Source organism: Candidatus Protofrankia californiensis (genome assembly GCF_900634765.1).
Taxonomy (GTDB): Bacteria; Actinomycetota; Actinomycetes; order Frankiales; family Frankiaceae; genus Protofrankia; species Protofrankia californiensis.
On sequence record NZ_CAAAFT010000308.1, the window covers coordinates 1 to 4,596 of the forward strand.

The 4,596-nt window shown below is 70.0% G+C and carries 5 protein-coding genes; all 5 read left to right on the plus strand.

Annotation, left to right across the window (positions count from 1 at the left end):
* The first annotated feature begins 158 nt into the window (after window positions 1-158).
* Window positions 159-263 carry a putative leader peptide gene (locus tag DD1DGNOD_RS31300; RefSeq protein ID WP_430827819.1) on the plus strand — a complete coding sequence of 35 codons (105 nt, stop codon included), beginning with the start codon at window positions 159-161 and terminating at the stop codon, window positions 261-263.
* A 168-nt stretch (window positions 264-431) separates the two neighbouring features.
* Complete coding sequence (locus DD1DGNOD_RS16325; protein ID WP_131770501.1) at window positions 432-2,087, plus strand: ABC transporter substrate-binding protein; 1,656 nt, start codon at window positions 432-434, stop codon at window positions 2,085-2,087.
* 71 nt (window positions 2,088-2,158) lie between these two features.
* Window positions 2,159-3,034, plus strand: coding sequence for an ABC transporter permease (locus DD1DGNOD_RS16330; RefSeq protein WP_206443230.1), 876 nt, complete (start codon window positions 2,159-2,161; stop codon window positions 3,032-3,034).
* 7 nt (window positions 3,035-3,041) lie between these two features.
* Window positions 3,042-3,935, plus strand: coding sequence for an ABC transporter permease (locus tag DD1DGNOD_RS16335; protein ID WP_131767296.1), 894 nt, complete (start codon window positions 3,042-3,044; stop codon window positions 3,933-3,935).
* 65 nt (window positions 3,936-4,000) lie between these two features.
* On the plus strand, window positions 4,001-4,596 hold a 596-nt coding region (locus DD1DGNOD_RS16340; protein ID WP_430827820.1), incomplete at its 3' end, for an ATP-binding cassette domain-containing protein.

Consider the following 4,596-nt stretch of genomic DNA (forward strand, 5'->3'; position numbering starts at 1 on the left):
AACCCTGATCGACCCCTATTGACACCCCGATATTCGTCCGGGCGGCAACTATCGGAACGCCTATCTGCCAGGATGCCGGATGCCGGGCACGCCTATATGGCGAGCATCACACCGACGTTTTTCTCCGGCCGGCTTTGTGCTCCGCTAATGTCCCCGGCATGAGGTCGGAGGGGCACCGTCGGGGCTGTCGGAGCACAGCTATTCTGACGTCGCGACGCCACATCGATCTGTTGCGCGTTTCCAGCGCGACCTGTTCACACTGACCCGTACGCGGTCGTCTTTTTCATCGGTCACGCGGTTCGGTGCCTTTGCCGGCCCGCCGGCCCAAGCCTTTTTCGCCGCAATTCCCGCGTGCACCGTAACCGGCTCGTCGCGCGGAATGCCAGCTATCCCATCGCATTCTCGCACACCCAGAACATCGGAGTAGCTCCATGCGTTTCGTCAGGCCCACGTACGCCCTCACCGGCGTCACCGTCGCCGCGGCGCTCGTATTAGGCGCCTGCGGGTCGTCCGACGGTGGATCCGCTGACACCGGTTCGGGCGCACCCAGCGCCGGCGGGTCGGTGACCTACGCCGTCGACACCGAGCCGGTTTGCTACAACGTCCACGTCAGCCCGCAGGACATCACCGCCGAGATCCAGCGCAGCGTCGTCGACTCGCTGGTCTTCCTCGACGCCGACCAGAAGCTCCACCCGTGGCTGGCCAGCTCCTGGGAAACCTCGAGCGACTTCAAGACCTTCACCTTCAAGCTCCGCAAGGACGTGACGTTCACCGACGGTACGCCCTTCGACGCGAACGCGGTGAAGGCCAACTTCGACCACATAGCCGACCCGAAGACGAAGTCGCAGTACGCCTCGACGCTCATCAAGACCTACACCGGTACCGAGGTCGTCGACCAGTACACCGCAAAGATCGGCTTTTCCGCTCCGTCGGCACCGTTCCTGCAGGCGGCGAGCACCCCCTACCTCGGTTTCTATTCGCCCAAGACGCTGCAGGCCAACGCGGACAAGCTGTGCTCGGAAAGCCCGGCTCAGGTCGGCACCGGGCCGTTCACCGTGGCGGACTACACCAAGGGCCAGAGCATCAAGTTCGTCAAGAACCCGAACTACAACTGGGCGCCCGAGGGCTCCGCGCACACCGGACCGGCATATCTGGACACGCTCACCATCCGCGTCCTGCCGGAGGACTCCACCAGGGTGGGTGTGCTCAGCAGCGGACAGGTCGACGGTGCCCGCGCGATCCCGCCGGCCAACGTGTCGGCCGTCGAGGCGAACAAGGCCCTGAACGTGGTGCGCCTGCAGGCCGCGGGCGGCACCTACCAGATCTACCTCAACGTGACCCGGACGCCCCTGACCGACCAGCGGGTGCGCACCGCGATCCAGCGCGGCATCGACCTCGGCAAGGACGTCCAGGCCGTGTACTTCGGCCAGTACCAGCGGGCCTGGAGCCCGTTGGCACCGAGGACCCCGTCCTATGACAAGTCGCTGGAGAACAGCTGGCCCTACGACCCGGCCCTGGCCGGCCGGCTGCTCGACGAGGCGGGCTGGAGCGGACGGGACGCCGAGGGCTACCGCACCAAGGACGGCAAGCGCCTGAGCCTGATCTGGCCGCTCATGCCCGCCGAGTATGTCAAGGACCAGCGGCAGGTCCTCGGCCAGGCGGTCCAGGCCGACCTGAAGAAGATCGGCGTCGAGATCCAGCGCCCGACCTTCGACATCGGTACCTTCATCACCAAGGGCTACGGCGGCGAGTTCGACGTCCTGGACTCCAGCTGGGCGCGGCCCGAGCCCGACATCCTGCGGCTGTTCTTCAACAGCGCCAGTTCGGCCGCGACCGGTGGCCAGAACGCCTCGTTCATCAGCGACCCGCAGCTGGACCAGTGGACCAACGAGGGTGCCGCCACCCTTGACACCAAGATCCGCGACGACGTGTACGGCAAGACCCAGAAGAGGGTCGTCGACCTTGCCGCGTCGGTCCCGGTCTACGTCCCCACGACGGTCATCGGGATCTCCAAGCAGGTCCACGGACTCACCTTCGACGCGAGTTCGTGGCCGGTGTTCTACAGCACCTGGACCGACAAGAAGTGACGGGCGCGGGGCTGGTCAGGGGGACCCTGGTCAGGGGGACAGCCGTCCGGTTGGCGGCGGCAGTGGCGGTGATGCTCGGGGCGGCGACTCTCGCCTTCGCGGCGCTGCAGCTCGTGCCGGGCGACCCGGTGGCGGTGCTGCTGGGTCCGGCCACCACGGCCTCCCCCGAGGTACGGGCGCAGATCCGCGACGACTTCGGGTTCGACAGACCCGTCGTGGTGCAGTATGCGTCCTATCTCGGCCATCTCGTCCGGGGCGACCTCGGCGAGTCCTACCAGCTCCAGCGTCCCGTGGCCGAGCTGATCGACAGTCAGCTTTGGCCGACCGTCCAGCTCGCTCTGGCCGCGGTCGTGCTGGCCGTCGCCATCGCGGTGATCTCCGCGGTGACGACGGCGGGCCGGCCGCTGCCCCGCATGCTGGCCTCTGCCTGGGAGCTGGTGGCGGTGTCCACGCCGTCGTACTGGCTCGGCATTGTCCTGCTCACGTTCTTCTCGTTCCGACTGACGATCTTCCCGGTCGCCGGCGCGCAGAGTTTCTCCGCGCTGGTCCTGCCCGCGGTGACCCTGGCGCTGCCGGTCGCCGGGGTGCTGGCGCAGGTGCTGCGCGAGGGCCTGGAAACGGCGCTGGCCCAGCCGTTCGTGGTCACCGCCCGGGCGCGCGGGCTGACCCGCATGGCGGTGCGGTTCCGGCACGCGCTGCGCCACGCGGCGGTGTCGCTGGTGACGCTGACCGGCTGGCTGACCGGCACGTTGCTGGGTGGTGCGGTGCTGGTGGAGGTCGTCTTCGCCCGTCCCGGCATCGGGACACTGACATTGCAGGCGGTGGCGAACAAGGACATGCCGGTGGTGATCGGCGTCGTCATGATCTCCGCCTTCGTCTTCGTCCTGATCTCGACCGTGGTGGACCTCGCCTACCTCGCCATCGATCCGCGACTGAGGAAGGGGTGACCCGACAGTGACCGCCACGCAACCCGGCCTGCTCACCGGGCCCGGTTCGATCCTGACCACGGCCGGGCGCGCTTCCGGCCGGTCGCGACGGCGCCGACTGTCGCATGCCGGCGTCGCGCTGGCCGGGGCGTTGCTTGTCCTGCTCACGCTGGTCGCGATCGCCCCGGAGCTGTTCACCGACCGGGCGCCCAACGAGACCGACCTCGCCCGGACGATGGCCGGACCCGGCGGCGCGCACTGGTTCGGCACCGATCAGCTCGGCCGGGACGTGTTCGCCCGGGTGTTGCACGGAGCCCGCACATCACTGCTGGTGGGCGCCGGGTCCACGGTGTTCGCCCTGCTGGGCGGCACGGTGCTGGGTCTGGCCGCCGCCCTGTCCGGCCGGGTGGGCGACCAGGTGCTGATGCGGTTCGCCGACGTCCTGCTGTCGCTGCCGTCCCTGCTGCTCGCGCTGCTGGCGGTGGCGGTGCTCGGCACGGGAACGGTGAACGTCATGCTTGCCGTCGCCATCGCTTTCGTACCCGGTTACGCCCGGATCGTACGGGCGGAGGCGCTGGTGGTCCGCCGGTCCGGGTACGTCGAGGCGGCGGTCGGGCTCGGGCTGCTCCGGCCGGTGCTCGTCGCCCGCCACGTCCTGCCCAACACCCTCGGCCCGCTGCTCGTCCTGGCCACCGTCGGCTTCGGCACGTCGGTGATCTATGCGTCCGGGCTGAGCTTCCTCGGCCTGGGTGCGGGGCCGCCGTCGCCGGAGTGGGGCGCGATGCTGTCCCAGGGACGTGACTTCCTGGCGACCGCATGGTGGATCGGGGTGTTCCCCGGGTTCGCGATCACCGTGACGGTGATCGCGGTCAACGTCGTCGGACGGTTCGCCCAGCGACGCTTCGCCGGGAGGATCTCGTGACCGATCCGGCGAAGTCTGTCTCCCCGGCGGTACCTGCCGCGCCGGCGCCGAGGAGCGCGCCGGTGCTGCCTGCCACGCCGGCGCGCTCCTCGCCGCCGGCAGAGCCCCTGCTGGTCGTCGACGGGCTCGACGTCACCTTCGCGACCGGCGGCGAACCGGTGCACGCCGTCCGCAACGTCTCGTTCACCCTGGCCGCGGGCCGCTGCCTGGCACTGGTGGGGGAGTCCGGCTCGGGCAAGAGCGTCACCGCGCGCACCCTCGTCGGCCTCACCGGCGGGAACGCCACGATCGGCGCGCGCCGGTGCGTGTTCGCCGGGCAGGACCTGACCGCGTTCACCGAGGCGCAGTGGCGATCCGTGCGCGGCCGGCGGATCGGGCTGGTGCTCCAGGACGCGCTGGTGTCGCTGGACCCGCTGCGCACCGTCGGCGCCGAGATCGCGGAGGTGCTGCGCACCCACCGGGTCGTCCCGCGCGCCGAGGTCGACGCCCGGGTGCTCTCGCTGCTCGACGACGTCGGGGTGCCCGAGCCCCGGCGGCGGGCGCGGCAGCACCCCCACCAGCTGTCGGGCGGGTTGCGCCAGCGGGCGCTGATCGCCTCGGCGATAGCGGCCGGGCCCACCCTGGTGCTGGCCGACGAGCCGACCACGGCGCTGGACGTCAC